Below are 18,882 nucleotides of genomic sequence, written 5' to 3' on the forward strand. Positions count from 1 at the left end.
GCCGCGGGAGACCCGCCGCGGCCCCGGGGGCGGCCCTAGGGGAGGTACTTCTCCACGGCGGCGGCTCCGTGCTCCTCCAGCTCCCTGCGCGCCTTCTCGATCCGCTCCGGCGTGGGCTCGCGGCCGGACAGCCTGACCAGGTCCTCCGGGTCCACCGGCTGCTCACTGCCGGTGCGCAGGTGCGTCGGCCGCGGCGCGGAGGACTCTTCCTTCTCGTGTTCACCCTTCACAGCGAGCCTCCTCTGTTCGGTTCCGCCCCCATGAGCGGGGTTGTCTGCTGCGTACCCCCGCATTCCCGGCTGATTCGCCCGGCACGGGACACACGGTCACGGGCCGGTCGGTGCCGGGCTCGCCCCCGAGGCGCGCCCGGCGGCCCTGAGCCGGTCGCGGCCCGCTCTCGCCATCGCCCCGGCCCCCGCGGCGTAGGCCAGGGTGAGCACGGCCGCCGCCTGCGCCGGGTGCAGGGCGGACTCCAGGGCACGCAGCGCCGCCCGGTGGGCGGAGCCCACCGCCAGCAGCGCGCACACCCCGGCGCCGCCCAGCAGCGCACCGCCCGCGCCCGCCTGCCGGGCGGCACTGCGCAGCCCGTCGCCGAACCCCTGGAAGCGGTCGCGGAACAGCTCGGACGCCTCCCGGGTCACCTGCTCCACGGCGTCGGCGATGTGCTCGCCCGCGGTCCCGCTCTGCGGCATCGTCTCCCTCTCCCTCCGGGCCCGGTCCGCCCGGTGCTCGTGTTCCCGCCGCGCCCGGCGGCGCGGCACCCCGCTGCTGCCCCCGTACCCGCCGGGGTCCGTCCGATGCCCGCCTCCGTCCGGGTGTGCGCCGGCCCCCGGCCGAAGCGGCCGGGGGCCGGTGTGCGCGGGGCCGGGGGTCAGTCCCGGCCGCTGGGGTTGTCGTCCGGGAACTTGCGGGTGTCGCGCGGCTCGACGTAGGGCTCCTCCTCGGCCGGATGCCCCGCCTCGATGGCCCGGCCGCGCTCGATCTCGGCGTTGAGCTCCTGGCCCAGCAGGATCACGATGTTGGTGATCCACAGCCAGATCAGGAAGATGATCACGCCCGCCAGGCTGCCGTAGGTCTTGTTGTAGTTGCCGAAGTTGGCGACGTAGAAGGCGAAGGCGGCCGACGCCACGATCCACAGCAGCACGGCGACCAGACTGCCGGGGCTGATCCAGCGGAAGCGGCGCTTGACGTTGGGCGCGGCCCAGTACAGCAGCGCGATCATGAAGGCGACGAGCAGGACCAGCACCGGCCACTTGGCGATGCTCCACACCGTCAGGAAGGTCTCGCCCAGGCCGATGACGTCACCGGCCCGCTGTGCGATGTCGCCGGTGAAGACCACCGCGATGGAGCTCAGCGCCAGGAGCACCAGCAGGGTCAGGGTGACGCCCACCCGCACGGGCAGCGTCATCCAGATCGGGCGCCCCTCCTCGATGTCGTAGACGGCGTTGGAGGCCCGCATGAAGGCGGCGACGTATCCGGAGGCCGACCACACCGCCAGCGCGACACCGATGACCAGGGCGAATCCGGCGGCGCCCTGGTTGTTCTGGAGCTGCGTCAGCATGCTCTCGAGGATGTCGCGCGCGGCTCCCGGCGCGATGCTGCCGAGGTTGTCGATCAGGGGCTGGATCGCGGAACTGCCGATCACGCCCAGGATCGACACCAGCGCGAGCAGCGCGGGGAAGATCGACAGGATTCCGTAGTAGGTGAGGGCGGCCGCCCAGTCGGTGATGTTGTCGTCCTTGAACTCGGCGACCGTGCGCTTCAGCACGTCCTTCCAGGACCTCTTCGGCAGGTCGGTGGGCTTCTTGGGGGTCTGCCCGGCCGAACCGTCCCGCTGCCGGCTCTCGTGCTTCGTCATGTGGTGGCACCTCGTCCGTTCCCGGTCGCCCCCGCCCGCACGGGCGGGGGCGACAGCCGCCGGAGCCTGCCTCAGTGCGCCGAGCCGGGGCCCTGGCGGCGGGTCTCGCCGGCCACGCTCTGCCCGGACTGGCGGGCCTGCCCCTTGACCTCCCCGGCCTGCCCGCGGGCCTCTTCGGCGGTGGTGCGGGCGGCGTCCGAGGCGGTCTCCTTGACCTGCTGGGCCGCCTGCTGGCCGGACTGCCTGGCGTCCTGCTTGAGGTGCTCCACGGACTCCATCGCCGCTTCCTTCACCGGCTCGGCCAGTCCGCCCGCCTTCTGGGAGAGACGGCCCGCCGCCTGCTCCTCCTTCTGCGAACTGCGCAGCATCGAGGCCGCCAGCATCCCGGCGCCGAAGGCGATCACACCGGCGGCCAGCGGGTTGCCCTGGGTCTTCCGCGCGGCGTGGTGGGGGGCGGCCTTGACGGCCTCGCCCGCCTGTCCGGCTCCCTCGCGCGCCCTGTCCGCGGTGTGCCCGGCGCTCTCACGGGCCGACTGCGTCGTGTCCGAGGTGGTTCCCATGACTCGCTCCCGCACTACGGTCATCCTGCCCCGCGCCCGCTCCTTGCGGCGGCGGACGGCGTGGCGGGGGTTGGCGTGGTCGGCAAGCCTGCCGACGTCCTCCGACAGCTCCTGCCGGGTGGTGTCGATCTGAGCCCTCAGCTCGTCGGGTGACGTGCCCATTCGGCGTCCTCCTTGAGGGTCTGGACGGTGCGCTCCGGCTTGGGGTGGACCTGCTTCATCTTCGAACGGCCCATCGCGTACATCACGGCCGCGGCCACACCCCACAGGGCGGTGACGATGAGCGCCGCCCAGCCCCAGTCCATGACGTTGGCCAGACCGAAGGTGAGCGCCAGGGAGGCGAACAGGACGGTCATGTAGCCGGCGAACCCGGCTCCGCCGTACATGCCGGCGGCCTTGCCCGCCTTGGTGGCCTCCTCGCGGATCTCGGCCTTGGCCAGTTCCACTTCCTGCCGGAACAGCTTCTGCGCGTCCGAGGTGACCGCGGAGAGCAGCTCGCCGATCGAGGCGTCCTCCTGCGTCGTCCTGCCCCGGGCCTCCAGGTCGGTGTCCGGCCGGTGAGCCGTGTACGCCATGTCAGCCCACCTCCGGACGGCGGGGGACGTCGGGGGCCCCGTAGGTGCCGGTGGCCCCGTAGCCGCCGGTGCCGGTGGTACCCGGGGCTCCCGGGGTGGCGCCGTAGGAGGGCTCCCCGTAGCCGGGCATCTGCCGGACCTCTCCGCCCGGCCCGGTGGGAACCGCGGCGCCCGGGGTCGGCGGGTAGGCCTCGTAACCCTGCGCCTGCGCCGTACCGGAACCGTCCTGCCCCTGCCGGGCCGACTTGCTGCCCGCCTTGGCCACGCGCCCGATGGCGAAGCCGGCCAGCGCCGCACCCGCCAGGAACGCGCCCGGACGACGGCGTGCGAAGGACTCCACGCCCTCGACCAGGCCGCCGACGCCCCGCTCCTCCAGCGTGTCCGCCGCGCGGCGGCCGCCGTCGGCGGCCTGGGTCGCCAGGTTCCGCACCGGGGAGTCGGACCGGGTGTTCTCCGCCATGCCCGACAGGTCGTCGGCCCACTGGCGTATGGTGTCGGCCGTCCTCCTGGTCTGCGTGTCCGCCTCCCGCGTGGCACGCTCCCTGAGGTGGTCCGCCATGCCGGCGACCTGGTCGCGGGCCTCGCCCGTCACATTGCGCGCCTGTTCCCTGGCGCTGCCGGCCACGGTGCCCGCGGCCTCCTTCGCCCGGTCGGCCGTGGCGCGGGTCTCCTGCTTCGCGGTCTGGCCTGTCTGCTGTGCGGGGCCGTTGCCCGTGATCGGAGATTCACTCACCGGTGCCTCCAGTTGGTCCTGCGAAATTTGCCTTTTGCGTCATATGTGACTAGTGGCTCACGAAGGGCGAAGTACCCTGCCTTCGACCCGGCATTCACACAACATTCCCTTTTGCCCGGCCCTCCGGCCGCTCTCCGCCGGCGCCTCGGCCGCACCCCGGCGACGCTCCGACACGACCGGGGCCCGCACGGAAAGGACGTCTCCGAACGGGCCCCGGGGGGATGGAACCGGCGGTTCAGCGGCGGCGGCGCCGCTCGTCCTCGGCAGTCTCCTCCTCCTCGATGCGCTCCTTGCGCACCTGCCCCTGGACCGTCTCCTCCTCGGTGCGCTCGTCCGTGGTCAGGCGCACCCGTTCCACCGGACGCGTCTCGGTCTCGACCACCGGGCGCTCCTCGTGCAGGGTCACCTCGTGCTCGGCCTCGGAGATCTCCGGGCCGCTCACGGCCTCGTCCCTGTTCTCCTCGGTGATGGGCTCGCGCTCCACGCGGACTTCCTCGCGCCGCACGGGCACCGTCTTCTGGACGTCCTCGGTGACGACGTACTTGCGCAGCCGGGCCTTGCCGGCTTCCTGGCGCTCGACGCCGACGCGCATCTCCTCCTCGGAGCGCGTCATGGCCTCGCCCCGGCCGCGGGTTCCGCCCGTACCGGCGCGGCCCCCGGCCGTGCCGGCCGTACCCGCCGCGGCGGCCGTGCCCTCGGTGTCCGCCGTACCCGTGGTGTCCGCGGTTCCGGTGCGGCCCGTCGTCTCCTGCCCGTAGCCGCCCCAGTCGACGCCGTAGTAGTCGTACAGCCGGCGCTCCTCCTGCTCGGACAGATGCCCGCCCTGATCCACGTCGACGTGGGGGGCGCCCTTGACCTGGTCCTTGGAGTACGGCACCTCCAGATGGTCCTCCACCATGGCCGCGTCGTGGATCGGAACGAAGGTCTCATGGCTGCCGAAGAACCCGGTGCGGACGCTCGCCCACTCGGGCTGGCCCGTGACGTCGTCGAGGAAGACGTGCCCCGTCTCTCCGATCTTCTTTCCCTCGGCGTCGTAGACCTGGTGGTCCAGTACCTCGGGTATCTGCTCCTTGGTGATCATGAGCCTCTCCTCGTTGCCGGTTCCTCTGGCTCCAAGACTGCGGATAACCACCCGAAAGGCTCTGGAAACCGCTAAAAAGGACAAAGCTGGATCAAAATGAATGGTTTCCCTTCCCCTCGCCGACCCGGGAGCTCCTCCCCCGCCCACCCGTGTAGCGACGGGATCACCGGGTACCCGTGCCGCTGGCGACCCGAGCGGGCCGAAGGGAGACGCCGCGTGCCGCTCCGGCTTGAGGACTACGCCCTGCTGGGCGACACCCGTACCGCCGCACTGGTGGGCTACGACGGCTCGGTGGACTGGCTGTGCCTGCCCCGATTCGACTCCGACGCGTGCTTCGCCGCCCTGCTGGGCCGCCCCGAGCACGGCCGCTGGCTGCTGGCCCCCCGTGACCGGGCCCGGCCGCTGGCCCGCCGCTACCGGGGCGACAGCGCGGTGCTGGAGACCGAGTACGCCGGCCCCGAGGGCCGGGCCCGGGTGACCGACTGCATGCCCGTCGACGGCGACCACCCCTCGGTGGTGCGCGTGGTCGAGGGCCTGGAGGGGCGGGTGCGGATGCGCTCGCTGGTGCGCCTGTGCTTCGACTACGGCGTCACCCCGGCCTGGCTGCGGCCCGAGGGGCGCCGGCTGCGCGCCTACGCGGGGCCGGACGTGGTCGTCCTCGACTCCGGCGCGGACTTCACTGTGGACGGCGACGGCTGCTGCGTCGCCGACTTCTCCGTCGACGCGGGCCAGAGGGTGGGCTTCCGGCTGGCCTGGAGAGGGCTGCGCCACGGGGAACCTGACCGCCCGGACACCGCGGAACTGGTCCGGACGGTGGCCGCAACCGAGCGGTGGTGGCGGGAGTGGGTCGGCCGCTGCACCTACTCCGGCGAGTACCGCGAGGCGGTGGTGCGCTCCCTGATCACGCTCAAGGCCCTGAGCTACTCGCCCAGCGGCGGCATCGTGGCCGCTCCCACCACCTCCCTGCCCGAGCAACTGGGCGGTGTGCGCAACTGGGATTACCGCTACTGCTGGCTGCGCGACGCCACCTTCACCCTCATGGCGCTGCTGGACTCCGGATACGAGCGGGAGGCGGTGGCCTGGCGCGACTGGCTGCTGCGCGCGCTGGCAGGCGCCCCGCGGCGGATGCAGATCATGTACGGCGTCGAGGGCGAACGGCTGCTGAGCGAGACGGAACTGGACTGGCTGCCCGGATACGAGCACTCCCGCCCCGTGCGCATCGGCAACGCCGCCTCCGGCCAGCTCCAGCTGGACGTCCACGGGGAGCTCATGGACGCACTGCACCAGGCCAGGGCCCACGGCGTGCCGCCGGACCAGGACGCCTGGCGGGTCCAGCGCGTGCTGATGGACTTCCTGGAGTCCCACTGGCGCGATCCCGACAACGGCATCTGGGAGGTGCGCGGCCCGCGCCGGGACTTCACCCACTCCAAGGTGATGGCCTGGGTGGCCGCGGACAGGGCGGTCAAGGCCGTGGAGCGCTTCGGTCTGGAGGGGCCGGCCGACCGGTGGAGGAGTCTGCGGCGGGAGATCTTCCGCGAGGTCTGCGCGTACGGCTACGACCCCGACCGCGCGACGTTCACCCAGTTCTACGGCTCCGCGGAGCTGGACGCCTCGCTGCTGCTGATCCCGTCCGTGGGCTTCCTGCCTGCGAACGACCCGCGGATGAGGGGAACCGTCGCCGCGATCGAGCGGGAACTGCTCAAGGACGGCCTGGTGCAGCGCTACACCATGGGCGGCCGCACCGACTCCGTGGACGGCCTGCCCGCGGGCGAGGCCACCTTCCTGCCCTGCTCCTTCTGGCTCGCCGACAATTACATCCTCCAGGGCCGCGTGCGGGAGGGCCGGGAGCTGTTCGAGCGGCTGCTCGACCTGCGCAACGACCTGGGTCTGCTCTCGGAGGAGTACGACACCGGGCACCGGCGGCTGGTCGGCAACTTCCCCCAGGCCCTCTCCCACATCCCGCTGATCGACACCGCGCAGAACCTGGCCGGGGGCCGGGGCCCCTCCCGCCTCCGCTCCGGCGACGGGAACTCCTGAGCCGGGCCAGGCTCAGGAGCGGGCACCCAGGCCGGGAGTGCCCGGCACGCTCAGTGCCGGGCGAGTTCGATGACCGTCTTGACGTCGTCCGGCCGCCGTTCGAAGGCCTGGGCGAAGGACTCCAGCGGCACCCGGCGGGTGATCAGCGCGTCCAGCCAACCCCGGTCCGCCCCGGCGAGGGCCTCCGCCGCGGCGGCGTAGTGCTGCCGGTTGGCGTTGACCGAGCCGACCACCGCGGAGTTGTCCAGCACCAGCTCGCGGTTGAGGTATCCGGCGTCCACCTCCAGGGTGCGGCCGGCGGGCGACAGACCGGTCAGGCAGAGCACTCCGTAGGGGTCCATGGCCGACATCACCCCGAAGACCACCGGCGCGGCGCCGGTCGCCTCGATCACCACGTCCGGCCGCACCCGCTCCATGACCCGCTCGGCGTCCTCGCAGTGGTACTCGGCGCCCAGCCGCCGGACCAGCTCCGGTTTGGGGCCGCTCTCCACCCGGTCCAGGACGTGGACCTCCAGGCCGCGCCGCCGCCCCAGCAGTGCGGCGAGCAGCCCGATCGGCCCGGCCCCCGTGACAAGCACCGAGTGCGGGGCGAACCAGGACCTCCCGCCGACGCGCTCCACCTGGTCCCACGCCTTGGCCACCACAGTGGCGGGCTCCATGAGCACCCCGACGTGCTCCAGTCCGGGGTCCAGGCGCACCGCGTAGTCGGTCTCGACCGTCCAGGAGGTGGAGGCGTAGCCGTCGAGCCCCTTGATGCCGCGCTCGGTGAACATCCCGTTGCGGCACATGTCGAAGTAGCCGTGGGCGCAGGCCCCGCACGGCACGGGGTCGGGCCGGCGGACGACGCCGACCACCAGGTCGCCGGGCACCCAGCCGCTGTCCGGTGGCGCCTGGCGCACCCGGCCCAGGGACTCGTGGCCGACGACCATCCGCTCCCGGTCCGGCGGCGGGGCTCCGTGACCTCCCGAGACGATCTCCGCGTCGGTGCCGCACACGCCGACGGCCAGGCCGTCCACCAGCAGTTCCCCCTCCCCCGGCTCGGGGTCGGGGAGGGTGTCGAGCCGCAGGGAGTTCCTCCGGCCGGGAGCCACGGTCAGTGCCTGCACGTCCACTCCATCCGTCGGGCGGGATCCGGTGTTTCTCCCCGGTACCCCCGGCCGCGCCGGACACGCGCCAGACTGGGGGCATGTGCCGCAGCATCAGGACACTCCGACCGCCCATGGCGCCCGAGGTGAACGACGAGGACATCCGCGCCGCCGCCCTGCAGTACGTCCGCAAGGTCTCGGGATTCAGGGCGCCCGCCGCCCACAACCGCGCCGCGTTCGAGCGCGCCGTCGAGGCCGTGGCCGGGGCGACCCGGGAGCTCCTGGACGACCTGGAGGTACGCGGCCGGGGCGGCGCCCGGCCGCCCGGGGAACCCCCGTCCCGCTCCTGACCTCCCCGTCCGGTCTCCCGGCCCCCGCTCCCCGGACGGAAGAGGAGGCCAACGGGCGTTGGCCTAGACTCGCCGCCATGCAGCCGACCGACACCGCCTCCGGCGGCCGTCCCCGCCGCTCCGACGCCACCCGGGCCGCCATCCTGGAGGCGGCCCGTGAGCGCTTCGCCTCCGACGGCTACGAGCGCGCCACCATCCGCGCCATCGCCCGGGACGCGGGCATCGATCCTTCGATGGTGATGCGGTACTACGGCAACAAAGAGGGGCTGTTCGCGGCGGCCAGCGAGTTCGACCTGCGCCTTCCCGACCTGGCCGCCGTGCCCCGCGAGGAGGCCGGGGCCGTGCTGGTCGGGCACTTCCTGGAGCGCTGGGAGGAGGACGAGGCGCTGAACGCGCTGCTGCGCGTCGGCGTCACCAACCCCGCGGGTGCCGAGCGCATGCGCGCGGTCTTCCAGGAGCAGGTGGCCCCCGCGGTGGCGGCCGTCTGCCCCGATCCGGAGCGGGCGGGGGCCCGCGCGGCTCTGGTGGTCTCGCAGATCCTGGGCATGGCCGTGAGCCGGTACGTGCTGCGCTTCCCGCCCGCCGCCGGGATGCCGCGGGCGGAGGCCGTCGCCTGGCTGGCGCCGACGGTGCAGCGCTACCTGACGGCGGAGTCACCCTGACGCACCCCGGATGCCAACGTTTGTTGGCCAACACTTGTTGACTGGATGCCGTCCGGCGCGCCATCCTGACACCAGACGTTGGCCAACAACCGTTGGCATCAAACGGAAGAGGTGCTGCCCCATGAGCGGAACCGCCGAAGCCACCACCCCCGCGCTCCCCGGACGGACGGACGTCGTCATCGTCGGCGCCGGGCCCACCGGCCTGGCCCTGGCCGCCCACCTGGCCTCCGCCGGCGTGGCCTTCCTCCTGCTGGACCGACTGCCGCAGGGCGCGGGCACCTCGCGCGCGGGAGTCGTCCACGCCCGCACCCTGGAGACGCTGGAGCCGGTGGGGGCCGCCGCCCCACTGGTCGAGCGCGGCCTGCGGGTGACGCGGTTCGGTGTGAGCCGGGGACGGCACCGGCTGACGACCGTCACGTTCGACGGCCTGCCGACCCCGTACCCCTACGCGCTGATGCTCCCGCAGCACGAGACCGAGGCCGTGCTGCAAGACCGCGTCCGCGCCCTCTGCGGCGACCACGCCCCGGCGCGCCGCCCGTACACCGTGACCGGCCTCGGGCAGGAGCCCGGCGGGGTGACCGTCACGGTGGACGGTCCGCAAGGAACACAGACCGTTCGGGCGGCGTACGCCGTCGGTGCCGACGGGATGCGCAGCACGGTCCGGGAGGCCGCCGGCATCGGCTACCGGGGCGGCCGCTACGCCCAGTCCTTCGTGCTGGCGGACGTGCGGATGGACTGGCGGCCCGGCCGCGGGGAGGTGTCCATGCTGTTCGGCCCGGACGGGCCGGTCCTGGTGGCGCCTCTGCCCGGGAACGTCTTCCGTCTGGTGGCCGCCGTACCCGAGGAGCCCGGAGAACCGGACGCCACGCTCGTCCAGCGGGTACTGGACGAGCGCGCGGGCGGACAGGGACGGGTCGGCGAGATGCTGTGGGGCTCGCGCTTCCACGTCCACCATCGGATCGCCGACCGCTACCGCGCCGGCCGGATCGTGCTGGCCGGCGACGCCGCCCACGTCCACAGCCCCGCCGGCGGCCAGGGCATGAACATCGGCATCCAGGACGCCGGCGCCCTCGGGCGGGCGCTGGCCGACGTCCTCCTCCACGGAGCGGAACCGGACACCCGGCTGGACGCCTACGAGCGGGAGCGGCGCCCGGCGGCCGAACGCGTCATCACCTTCACCGACCGCCTCACCCGGGCGGTCACCGCCCGCTCCCTGGCCCTCCGCGCCGGCCGCGACATGACGCTGCGGCTGCTGGGCCGCGTCCCGGCCTGGCGCACCCGGCTGGCCGCCGAACTGGCCGGGCTCCGCCCCTGACCCGGCCGGCGGGCAAGGGTTCCTCAGCGCCCTTCAGCCCCCGCCAGCCCCGTCGGGCTCCCCGTGCCCGCCGTACGGGACCAGCCGGGCCAGAGCGCCGGGCAGTCCGCCGAGGCGCACCACACCCAGCCGCCGGGTGGCGCGGACCGGTGCGGCTAACGGCCCGCCGAGCCGTCGATGTGCTCGCGCAGGATGTCGGCGTGGCCCGCGTGCCGGGCGGTTTCCTCGATCATGTGCACCAGGATCCAGCGCATGGTCGGCGGCGGGGTCTCGCGCAACGACCGCACTCCCGGCCGGTCCAGCCGGTCGCAGGCCGCGGCGATGGCGTTCGAGCGCCCGGCGGCCTCCCGGTAGGCGCGCAGGATCTCCCCGGCCGTCTCCCCGGGTGCGGGCGGCGCGCCGTCGTCCGCGGGAGTGTCCCCCTCACCCGCGAACGCCCAGGTGAACCAGTTGTGTTCGACCGCCGTCAGATGCTTGACCAGTCCCAGCAGGCTCGTCCCGGAAGGCACCCCCGCCGCACGGGCCGCCTCGTCCGGCACACCGGCCGCCTTGGCCGCGACCGCGTCCCGCAGATAGTCGAGGAAGGCCAGCAGGGTGGTCCGCTCACCGGCTTCCACCTCGGGGGGCCGCACGTCGCCGCGCGACCCCTCCACCGCGCTCGCCGCGCCGCCGGTGTCCGCGGCGTCCGCGGTGTCCGTCGTCTCCGTCATGCGGCGACACTAGCCGCCGCACGCTCCCCGGGGAGCAGAGCCCGAGCGGCCCTCAGGCCAGCAGGGCGTGCAGCGAGGCGGTCATCGCGGCGGCGAACGCCTCCTCCGTGCCGGCGTCCACCCGGTCCAGCGACAGGTAGGGGTTGAGGTCCTCCAGCTCCACGAGCAGCAGCTCCCCCCGCGCCGTACGGCAGGCGTCCACACGCTGGATGCCGTGGCCTATGGCGTTCCAGTCCACGAACCGCTGCGCGAAGGCGAGGTCGTCCGCCGTGGGGGCGTACGGTTCCAGCTCCCAGCGCCGCGCGAGGTCGGGGGCGTACAGGGCGTACTGGAAGGAGCGGTCGACGAAGTAGAACGAGACCTCGTGCCGGAAGTCGATCCTCGGCTGGACCAGCAGACCGGCGCCCGGTCCGAGGGCGAGTCCGGCGAGCCGCTCCGCGGGGACGACCTCCAGGCCGATGGAGTCGGCGCCGAGCTCGGGCTTGACGACGTACTCGGCCGCCGGCGGCAGCCGGTCCAGGTCCTCGCGGCGGTCGACGGTGGGTATGACCGGCTCCCCCGCCGCGCTCAGCTCGGTCAGGTACCGCTTCCCGACCATGTCCGCCCTGCCCGACAGCTCGTTGAAGACCCGGGATCCCCGCTCCAGCGCCCGGGCGCGGAAGTCCTCCCAGGCGTCCCGGTGGTGCAGCACGGGGCCGCTGTTGCGCACCACGACCGCGTCGAAGGTGTCCATCAGCGCCGCCGCGTCGCGCGGGTGGCAGAGCGCGATCCGGAAGTCCTGGCGCAGCCGGGCCGAGAGGCGGACGTCCTCGTCGCCGTAGCGGCGGCCCCGGGCCTCGTAGGAGAGGTCGGTGACGTAGAGCAGTGCGGGCTTGTGGCGCATGGTTCCCGTTTCCTGTCGCGTGTCGGCTCCCGAGAAGCTACCCCCCGGCCTCCGGGAACCGGCCGCCCCCTCCGTCCGGACGGGGTACCCCGCTCGGAGCAGAGGAAATGTGCTGATATCACCCTTCCGCCGCTTTCGGCACACCGGACGCTCTGTGAAGCTTGAGGGACACACGGTGACAAATCCATCGCCACACAGGGAGTTGACCCATGGTGCTGTCGATCTCCGGTGTCCTGCTGTTCGGAGTGATCGTCTTCCTGTTCTTCCGCAAGGACAACCTCAAGCTCTCCCACGCCATCGTGTGCGCGCTCTTCGGGTTCTACCTGGCGGGATCGGCGATCGCACCCGGCATCCAGGCGGGCGGGGACACCCTTGCCAACCTCCTCGGGAACATCCCCTTCTAGAAGCCGGGAGCCCCGGCTCCCCCGGTACACCCACCGGGACCCCCGCACCCACGACCCGCAGGACTTCGAGCCCCAGGGCTCCGGACGGCAGGAGATTCGGCGTGGCCTGGCGGCCCTTCCCCCCGGCACTCACCCCGCTGCACGCTTCCCACCCCCACCCCGCACCGGGCGCCGCCCCGCCGGCCCGCGGGCGGGACCTGCGGCGGGTGGCCGCGGAACACGCCCTCGACGCACTGCACCTGCCGGCCGTGGCCGCCCGCGGTCTGGGCCGTCTCGCCTCCGCGGGACGGCGCCGCTGGGAGCGCACCCCCCGGGAGCGGCGGGGCCCAGTGCTGTTCACCGTGGCCGCCTGCCTGCTGGCCCTGTGGCTGGCCCCGTACGGTCCGCTGCTGGGTGCGGTCACGCTGGCGGGCGCCGCGCTCTGGCAGGGCCGCGACCGGTCCCCGGACGCCGCCGGGGGCGAGCCCGGCGAGGCCGAGCGCGCACGGCTGCAGACCCTCTACGAAGCGCTGGTGCCGCATCTCTCGCTCGCCGACGACCCCCGCCCGCAGCCCCTCTACGCCCACGACGGCGACTGGCGGCGGGCCTTCACCGACTTCGCGTTCGCCCAGGAGGGACGGCTGGCCCGGCTGCGGCTGCGCTACCCGCCGCACTTCGGCGACGGCGACCCGGACTCCCGCGCGCACCTGCAGGAACTGCTGTGCGCCAAGGCGGGCCGGGGCCGGGAGTACCACTTCGCCTGGGAGGAGGAAGTGGGCGAGCTCACCCTGACCGCGCTGCCGCCGCTGCCCTCCGGCGTCTGCGCGCAGCGTTTCGTCACCGCGCCCGGCGAGACCGTGCTGGGCTTCACCGACCTCCACACCGTCCCCCGCACGGTGCCGGTGGTCGCGGAGGGCGGCGAGCGGCTGGACGTGCCTCCGGTCGTGTGGCGCACGGGCCCGCGCTCCACCGAGCCTCACCTGCTGGCGCTGGGCCGCCCGGGGTCGGGGACGACCACGCTGCTGCGGTCGGTCGCCCTCCAGGCCCTGCGGCAGGGCGAGGTGCTGGTCGTGGACGGCGGCGGGGCGGGCGAGTACGCGTTCCTGGCCGGACGCGGCAGGGTGCGGGCGGTGGAGTCCACCCCGGCCGGCGCCCTGTCGGCGCTGGAGTGGGTGGTGCGGGAGACCGAGCGCAGGCTGCTGGCCGCCAACCGGGTCCGCCAGACCGGACGGGACGCGCCGGAGGATGTCTGCCGCCCGCTGTGGGTGCTGGTGGACCGGCCCTCTGTGCTCAGCCACCTGGCCCGTGCCGAGGGACAGCGCGACCCGCAGGACCTGCTCCAGGTGCCCCTGCGGTACGGGCGCGCGGTGCGGGTGACCGTGGCGCTGGCCGACCAGTTCGAAGGCGCGGGGGAGCTGACCGGGGCCGTCCGCGCGTACACCCGGGCGCGGGTGGTGCTCGGCGAGGCGACTGCGCAGGAGGTGCGGGCCGTGCTCGGCGAGGCGCCCTCGACCACCGCGCCGCCCGAGGTGCCCGCGGGGCGCGGTTACGCCCGGCTGGGCTCGGGGCCGGTGCACCGCCTCCAGGTGCCCGCCGCCCCCGATCCCCTCGATCAGGAGGCGGCCGAGCCGCAGCGGCGGGCGGTCCTGGAGCTGCTGCCGGAGCCGGTGGCCTCCCCGCCGAGGGCCGCGGCCCGGCGGGCGGTCCACTGAGACCGCGGCCGACGGCGGGGCGCGCGGCGGTTCAGGCGACGGAGCTGCGCGGAATGTCGCCGCCCGCGCTCCGTCCGTCGGCGACCAGCCGCGCGGCCGCCGCCAGCCGGGCCGCCGCCTCGGCGGCCACGGGGCCGGAGACCGTGAACGGCAGCCGCACATAGCCCTCGAAGGCGCCGTCCACCCCGAAGCGCGGCCCGGAGGGGACGCGCACCCCCAGCCGCTCGCCGGCCTCGGCGATCCGCGAACCGGACAGGTCACCGGTGCGCACCCACAGGGTGAGGCCGCCGCGCGGGACGGTGAACCCCCAGTCCGGGAGGTGCTCGCGCAGGGCCCCGGTGAGGGCCGCGCGGTTCTCCCTGGCCCGCTCGCGGTGGACCTCCATGGCCCGGTCCCAGCCGCTGCCCCCGCCCTCCCGTCCGTCGCCCCGTCCGCCGTCCTCCGCCAGCAGCCGGGCGACGGCGAGCTGCTCCAGCACGGGGCTGCCCAGGTCCGCGTAGACACGGGCCGCGACCAGGCTGCGGATGGTCTCGGGCGCGGCCCGGATCCAGCCGATGCGCAGCCCGGCCCAGATGGCCTTGCTGGCCGAGCCGACCGTGACGACGGTGGAGCCGCCCGCGTCGAACGCCGCGACCGGGCGGGGCATCGGCTCACCGGGCGGGGCGTCGAGGTCGAGGCCTGCCATGGTCTCGTCCGCCACCAGCACGATACCGGCGGCCCGGGCGGCGGCCACCAGCTCCCGGCGCTGCTCCTCCCCGGCCAGCGCGCCGGTGGGGTTGTGGAAGTCCGCGACGACGTACGCCATTCTCGGCGCGGCGTCCCGCAGCACCCGGCGCCAGGCGGGCAGGTCCCAGCCGGTCAGGCCCTCGCCCATCGCGACGGGCACCAGCCGGGCACCCGACTCGCTCAGCAGGCGCAGCACATTGGCGTACGAGGGGTGCTCGACGGCGACACGCTCGCCGCGCGGCACGAACAGCGCGCGGATCGCGGCCACCGCGCCCATGGCGCCGGTGGTGATCATGATCTGCTCGGGCATCGTCGGGACGCCGCGGGCAGTGTAGCGGTCGGCGAGGGCCTGGCGCAGGACCGGCAGTCCGGCCGGGTAGTCGCCGTGGGTGTGGGCGTAAGGAGGCAGATCGGCCAGGGCTCCCTGGAAGGCGCGGGTGAGCCAGGGCTCGGGGGCGGGAAGGGCGGCGCAGCCCAGATCGATCATGGTCCCGGCGGCGTCGGGGGGCAGGGGCGCCAGTCCGCCCGACGGCAGGGGGTTGCCGGCGGGCAGGGCCGTCCAGCTCCCCGCGCCGCGGCGCGAGGCCAGGAACCCGTCGCCGCGCAGGGCCTCGTACGCGGCGGCCACGGTGGTACGGCTGACGGACAGGGCCGCGGCCAGCTCCCGCTCGGCGGGCAGCCGGGCGGCGACGGGGACGCGGCCCTCCAGCACCAGCAGGCGCACCCCGTCGGCGAGGGCCCGGTAGGCGGGCGTCCGCCGCGCCCCGTCCGACTCGGTGCGGTGGGAGGACAGGAGGCGGGCGAGCTGAGGCGCTCCGACCGCCGAGGTCCACTGAGCCATCGATTGAGTCCACCTTCTCGGGATTGGCCGTGTCCGGGAACCGCTTACAGGCCACAGAGTGTCACGCATCAGTCCAACGCGCCAGAAAGGAAGGCCCCTTGTCCGGTTCCGGAGGATTCACAGGATCCGGGGATCCGGGCGGCTCCGCCGCGCGCCCCGGTCGCCGCCCCGACCGCCTCGTCCGCCGCCTCGTACGGCTCTACGCCGGCCTGGTGCTCTACGGGGCCAGCCTGGCGCTGATGGTCCGCGCCGATCTCGGCCTCGGCCCGTGGGACGTCTTCCACCAGGGCGTCTCCGGGCACACCGGACTGACCATCGGCACCGTGGTGATCGTCACCGGCGCGGCCGTGCTGCTGCTGTGGATACCGCTGCGGGAGCGGCCCGGCCTGGGCACCGTCTCCAACGTGGTCGTGGTGGGACTGGCCATGGACGCCACCCTGGCCCTCATGCCGGAACCGGGCGCGCTCGCGGTACGGGTGCCACTGCTGGTGGGCGCGGTGGTGCTGAACGGGGCGGCGACCGGCCTGTACATCACGGCGCGCTTCGGACCGGGCCCGCGCGACGGCCTGATGACCGGCCTGCACCGGGTCACCGGGCGCTCGGTGCGCCTGGTGCGGACGGGCATCGAGGTGGCCGCCCTGGCCACCGGCTTCCTGCTGGGCGGCACCGTGGGGGCGGGAACGGTGCTCTACGCACTGGCGATCGGTCCGCTCTCCCAGTTCTTCCTGAGGGCCTTCGGCACACCCGCCCCCGCCGCGGACGGCGGCCGGGCCGGTTCGGGAGGCGATCGGGCGGACGGCTCCGAGAACGGCTCGGCGGACCGCCCGCAGGCGCGCCGGAGGCGTCGCGCGATACTGCGTCCATGACGGCACCGGCCCTGCGCGCCCCGCGCCCCGACCACCCCTTCTTCGACCACCCCGTCCCCCTGGCCTTCGCCCACCGCGGCGGCGCCGCGCCGGGAGCGGAGAACACCCACGGCGCCTTCGCGCGGGCGGTGGAGCTGGGCTACCGCTATCTGGAGACCGATGTGCACGCCACGGCGGACGGGAAGCTGGTCGCCTTCCACGACTCCACGCTGGACCGGGTCACCGACGGCAGCGGGGCGATCGCCTCCCTGCCGTGGTCGCAGGTGCGGCGGGTGCGGGTGGGCGGCGGCGAGCCGGTGCCGCTCTTCGCCGATCTGCTGCGCGCCTTCCCCCGTGCCCGCTGGAACATCGACGTCAAGGCGGACGCGGCCCTCCCCCCGCTGCTGGAGATCCTGGACCGCGCCGGCGCCTGGGACCGGGTGTGCCTGGGGGCCTTCGACGAGTCCCGGGTGGCCCGGGCCCGGCGTCTGGCGGGCCCGCGGCTGGCCACCTCGCTGGGCACGCGCGGCGTCCTGGGCCTGCGGCTGCGCTCGTACCGTCTGCCGGGCGCGGTCGGCCGCGGCGCGCTGTGCGCGCAGGTCCCGGTGCGGCACGGCGGGATACCGGTGGCGGACCGGGCGTTCGTCCGCCACGCACACCACAGGGGCCTGCAGGTGCACGTGTGGACGGTCAACGATCCGGAGCGGATGAGGACGCTGCTGGACATGGGCGTGGATGGCATCATGACCGATCACATCGAGACACTGCGCACGGTGCTGGCCGAGCGGGGGGCCTGGATCTGACGTCCGGCGGCCGGACGGCACGGGCCGCTCCCCCGCCCGCGACCCGCCGCTGCGCACGGGACGAACGAGGGGGCGCGGGTGGGCACCGAGACCGTGGCGGGGGCCGGGGACGCCGAGGGCACCGAAGACGCCGGAGAAACGGCGAAGAGCGCGGGCGGCGCCGGCGGCGCGGAGAACCCGGGGGACTTCGCCGGGGACGCCGAGCGGCGCCGTGAGCAGCGCGGCTGGTACTTCTACGACTGGGCGGTCTCCGTCTTCTCCACCAGCGTGCTCACCGTCTTCCTCGGCCCCTATCTGACCTCGGTCGCCGAGGCCGCGGCGGACGCCGCCGGCTACGTCCACCCCCTGGGCATCCCGGTCCGCGCCGGCTCGTACTTCGCCTACACCGTCTCCGTCTCGGTACTGCTGTCGGTGCTGGTGATGCCGCTGGCCGGGGCGGTCGCCGACCGGTCGGGCCGCAAGAAGCCGATCATGGGCGTGTTCGCCTACCTGGGGGCGGCGGCCACCACGGGGATGTTCTTCCTGGAGGGCGACCGCTATCTGCTGGGCGGGGTGCTGCTGGTGGTGGCGAACGTCTCCTACGCCACGGCCGTGGTGGTCTACAACTCCTTCCTGCCCCAGATCGCCGCTCCCGCGGAGCGGGACGCGGTCTCCTCGCGCGGCTGGGCCTTCGGCTACGCCTCCGGCTCCCTGGTGCTGGTGGCCAACCTGGCGCTGTTCCTCGGGCACGAGTCGCTGGGTGTGGACGAGGGCACCGCGGTGCGGATCTGCCTTGCCTCGGCGGGCCTGTGGTGGGCGGTCTTCGCGGTCATCCCGCTGCGGCGGCTGCGCGAGCGGCCCTCCGCCCACGCCCCCGCCGGCCCGGCCGGCGGGGGGATGTCCCTGCGAGGCGGCTGGCGGCAGCTCGCCGGGACGCTGCGCGATCTGCGCCGCTACCCGCTGACCCTGATGTTCCTGCTGGCCTACCTGCTCTACAACGACGGCGTGCAGACGGTGATCACCCAGGCCTCGGTCTTCGGCGCCGGGGAGCTGGGGATGGACCAGACCACCCTCATCGGTGCGGTCCTGCTGGTGCAGATCCTGGCCGTGGTGGGGGCGCTGCTGCTGGGACGGCTGGCGGTGCGCTACGGCGCCAAGCGCACGATCCTGGGCTCGCTGGTGGCGTGGACGGCGACGGTGGGCGCCGGATACGTGCTGCCCGCGGGCGAGCCGGTGTGGTTCTTCGTGCTGGCCGCGGCGATCGGAATGGTACTGGGCGGCACCCAGGCGCTGTCGCGGTCGCTGTACGCGCAGCTGGTGCCGCCGGGCAAGGAGGCCGAGTACTTCTCGCTGTACGAGGTGAGCGATCGCGGCACCAGCTGGCTGGGGCCGCTGGTGTTCGGGCTCACCTACCAGCTCACCGGCAGCTACCGGGACGCGATCATCTCCCTGGTGATCTTCTTCGTTCTGGGTTTCGTCCTGCTTTTGCGGGTACCGGTCAGACGAGCGGTGGCGGCGGTCGGCGCCGCTGCGCCGGATCGGATTTAGGCCATCGGCCGAAGGGCGGGTAGTGTACGCCTGCAACTCGTCGGATGGACCGTTACCGCACGCCAAAGATAGGCGAACGTTACGTTACGTCCCATGTGGGATGTGACAAAGCGGGCGGCTGCGGGTACCGCATATCCGACGAGGCAGCGGCACGACGGGCGACGCATGTCCCAGATCGGGAATCTTCACCGCCGAC

20 protein-coding genes are annotated in these 18,882 nt (G+C 74.1%); 9 read left to right on the forward strand and 11 right to left on the reverse strand.

Features of this window, described 5'->3' with window-relative positions:
• Positions 1-35: 35 nt before the first annotated feature.
• The 7 genes from IQ279_RS07745 to IQ279_RS07775 all read right to left on the reverse strand — a co-directional run bounded on the left by IQ279_RS07745 (position 36) and on the right by IQ279_RS07775 (position 4,807).
• Positions 36-230 (reverse strand): hypothetical protein, encoded by a 195-nt coding sequence (locus tag IQ279_RS07745; RefSeq protein WP_206347599.1) that lies wholly within the window; start codon positions 228-230, stop codon positions 36-38.
• Between the two features lie 96 nt (positions 231-326).
• Positions 327-692 (reverse strand): phage holin family protein, encoded by a 366-nt coding sequence (locus IQ279_RS07750; protein ID WP_206347600.1) that lies wholly within the window; start codon positions 690-692, stop codon positions 327-329.
• Between the two features lie 179 nt (positions 693-871).
• Positions 872-1,858 carry a YihY/virulence factor BrkB family protein gene (locus tag IQ279_RS07755; RefSeq protein ID WP_206347601.1) on the reverse strand — a complete coding sequence of 329 codons (987 nt, stop codon included), beginning with the start codon at positions 1,856-1,858 and terminating at the stop codon, positions 872-874.
• Between the two features lie 71 nt (positions 1,859-1,929).
• Positions 1,930-2,580, reverse strand: coding sequence for a DUF3618 domain-containing protein (locus IQ279_RS07760; protein WP_206347602.1), 651 nt, complete (start codon positions 2,578-2,580; stop codon positions 1,930-1,932).
• On the reverse strand, positions 2,556-2,993 hold the full coding sequence (locus IQ279_RS07765; RefSeq protein ID WP_206347603.1) for a phage holin family protein: 438 nt from the start codon (positions 2,991-2,993) through the stop codon (positions 2,556-2,558). The genes IQ279_RS07760 and IQ279_RS07765 overlap by 25 nt, the downstream gene beginning before the upstream one ends.
• Before the next feature lies 1 nt (position 2,994).
• A complete protein-coding gene (locus IQ279_RS07770; RefSeq protein ID WP_206347604.1) occupies positions 2,995-3,726 on the reverse strand; it encodes a hypothetical protein in 732 nt (243 codons plus the stop codon).
• A gap of 235 nt (positions 3,727-3,961) precedes the next feature.
• Positions 3,962-4,807, reverse strand: coding sequence for a DUF2382 domain-containing protein (locus tag IQ279_RS07775; RefSeq protein WP_206347605.1), 846 nt, complete (start codon positions 4,805-4,807; stop codon positions 3,962-3,964).
• 216 nt (positions 4,808-5,023) lie between these two features.
• Here IQ279_RS07775 and IQ279_RS07780 point away from each other — a divergent pair, with 216 nt between their 5' ends.
• Positions 5,024-6,844, forward strand: coding sequence for a glycoside hydrolase family 15 protein (locus IQ279_RS07780; protein WP_206347606.1), 1,821 nt, complete (start codon positions 5,024-5,026; stop codon positions 6,842-6,844).
• A gap of 50 nt (positions 6,845-6,894) precedes the next feature.
• Here IQ279_RS07780 and IQ279_RS07785 read toward each other — a convergent pair whose 3' ends face one another.
• Positions 6,895-7,950 (reverse strand): glucose 1-dehydrogenase, encoded by a 1,056-nt coding sequence (locus IQ279_RS07785; RefSeq protein ID WP_206347607.1) that lies wholly within the window; start codon positions 7,948-7,950, stop codon positions 6,895-6,897.
• Between the two features lie 80 nt (positions 7,951-8,030).
• Here IQ279_RS07785 and IQ279_RS07790 point away from each other — a divergent pair, with 80 nt between their 5' ends.
• The 3 genes from IQ279_RS07790 (at position 8,031) to IQ279_RS07800 (ending at position 10,256) form a co-directional block, all read left to right on the forward strand.
• Entirely contained in the window at positions 8,031-8,279 is a 249-nt protein-coding gene (locus IQ279_RS07790) for a DUF2277 domain-containing protein (protein WP_206347608.1), read from the forward strand.
• A gap of 77 nt (positions 8,280-8,356) precedes the next feature.
• Complete coding sequence (locus IQ279_RS07795) at positions 8,357-8,941, forward strand: TetR/AcrR family transcriptional regulator (RefSeq protein ID WP_206347609.1); 585 nt, start codon at positions 8,357-8,359, stop codon at positions 8,939-8,941.
• A gap of 121 nt (positions 8,942-9,062) precedes the next feature.
• Positions 9,063-10,256 carry an FAD-dependent oxidoreductase gene (locus tag IQ279_RS07800; RefSeq protein WP_206347610.1) on the forward strand — a complete coding sequence of 398 codons (1,194 nt, stop codon included), beginning with the start codon at positions 9,063-9,065 and terminating at the stop codon, positions 10,254-10,256.
• Positions 10,257-10,411: 155 nt separating this feature from the next.
• On the opposite strand, the gene IQ279_RS07805 is transcribed toward IQ279_RS07800, so the two are convergent.
• Both IQ279_RS07805 and IQ279_RS07810 read right to left on the reverse strand, forming a co-directional pair.
• Positions 10,412-10,966, reverse strand: a complete 555-nt coding sequence (locus IQ279_RS07805; protein WP_206347611.1) for a DinB family protein — start codon at positions 10,964-10,966, stop codon at positions 10,412-10,414.
• A 52-nt stretch (positions 10,967-11,018) separates the two neighbouring features.
• Positions 11,019-11,849: an ATP-grasp domain-containing protein gene (locus IQ279_RS07810; protein WP_206347612.1), complete on the reverse strand. Its 831-nt coding sequence runs from the start codon at positions 11,847-11,849 to the stop codon at positions 11,019-11,021.
• 209 nt (positions 11,850-12,058) lie between these two features.
• Here IQ279_RS07810 and IQ279_RS07815 point away from each other — a divergent pair, with 209 nt between their 5' ends.
• Together IQ279_RS07815 and IQ279_RS07820 are read left to right on the forward strand one after the other, a co-directional pair.
• A complete protein-coding gene (locus IQ279_RS07815) occupies positions 12,059-12,253 on the forward strand; it encodes a hypothetical protein (protein ID WP_093849355.1) in 195 nt (64 codons plus the stop codon).
• 101 nt (positions 12,254-12,354) lie between these two features.
• Entirely contained in the window at positions 12,355-13,944 is a 1,590-nt protein-coding gene (locus IQ279_RS07820) for a hypothetical protein (RefSeq protein ID WP_372445093.1), read from the forward strand.
• 31 nt (positions 13,945-13,975) lie between these two features.
• Here IQ279_RS07820 and yczR read toward each other — a convergent pair whose 3' ends face one another.
• Positions 13,976-15,511, reverse strand: a complete 1,536-nt coding sequence (yczR, locus tag IQ279_RS07825; RefSeq protein ID WP_206347613.1) for a MocR-like transcription factor YczR — start codon at positions 15,509-15,511, stop codon at positions 13,976-13,978.
• Positions 15,512-15,720: 209 nt separating this feature from the next.
• Between yczR and yczE the strand changes: the two genes are divergently transcribed.
• The 3 genes from yczE to IQ279_RS07840 all read left to right on the forward strand — a co-directional run bounded on the left by yczE (position 15,721) and on the right by IQ279_RS07840 (position 18,686).
• Entirely contained in the window at positions 15,721-16,377 is a 657-nt protein-coding gene (gene yczE, locus IQ279_RS27845) for a membrane protein YczE (protein ID WP_372445099.1), read from the forward strand.
• Positions 16,374-17,159 carry a glycerophosphodiester phosphodiesterase family protein gene (locus tag IQ279_RS07835; RefSeq protein WP_206347614.1) on the forward strand — a complete coding sequence of 262 codons (786 nt, stop codon included), beginning with the start codon at positions 16,374-16,376 and terminating at the stop codon, positions 17,157-17,159. Before yczE ends, IQ279_RS07835 begins: the two co-directional genes overlap by 4 nt.
• A gap of 78 nt (positions 17,160-17,237) precedes the next feature.
• Positions 17,238-18,686 carry an MFS transporter gene (locus IQ279_RS07840; RefSeq protein ID WP_307792262.1) on the forward strand — a complete coding sequence of 483 codons (1,449 nt, stop codon included), beginning with the start codon at positions 17,238-17,240 and terminating at the stop codon, positions 18,684-18,686.
• Positions 18,687-18,882: the final 196 nt, after the last annotated feature.

It is taken from the genome of Streptomyces verrucosisporus (assembly GCF_017114865.1).
Lineage (GTDB): Bacteria > Actinomycetota > Actinomycetes > Streptomycetales > Streptomycetaceae > Streptomyces > Streptomyces fenghuangensis.